The sequence below is a fragment of the Pedobacter frigidisoli genome, from assembly GCF_032678525.1.
Lineage (GTDB): Bacteria > Bacteroidota > Bacteroidia > Sphingobacteriales > Sphingobacteriaceae > Pedobacter > Pedobacter frigidisoli_A.
This window is the reverse complement of record NZ_JAVTSE010000025.1, coordinates 1-515: the sequence shown is the minus strand read 5'-3', so window position 1 is coordinate 515 and position 515 is coordinate 1. Positions and strand designations below refer to the sequence as shown.

General features: G+C 47.2%; 1 protein-coding gene. It reads left to right on the top strand.

Annotation, left to right across the window (positions count from 1 at the left end):
* The coding region (locus tag R2Q80_RS21895) for a PorP/SprF family type IX secretion system membrane protein (RefSeq protein WP_316801650.1) at positions 1 to 515 on the top strand (515 nt) is incomplete at both ends.

Here is a 515-nt window from a genome sequence, read left to right as displayed (position 1 = left end):
AATTATTCCTACCGGATACGGATGAATGATGACGGGAGTTCCCGTTTAGCGCTGGGGCTGGGTGTGGGGATGATGCAGCTGGGTATCGACGGTTCACTGCTGAACCCTAACGATCCTGAACCCTATCAGCCCGTTGGTGTTCAAAGCACCATTGTGCCTGATGCAAGGGCAGGGGTATACTTTGCCAACGACCGGTACTATGCCGGTTTCTCTGTCGATAACCTGATTGCGACTTATATCAATATTGACCGTTACGCCTTCATTGCACAACCAAAGCCTCATTATCACCTTACAGCCGGTGCCTTGTTCCCGATCAATGAAAACTTTCAGATCAAGCCATCTTTTCTGTTAAAAGACGACAGGGGCGGGCCAATGAGTTTAGATTTAAATGCCTTTTTACTGATTAAGGAATTTCTCTGGGTAGGTGGATCATACCGTACAGGTGTAAAACTTTACGACAAGAGCTATCTTCAAAACGACCTGACACCACGTAACTCTGCTGTTGCAGCGATACA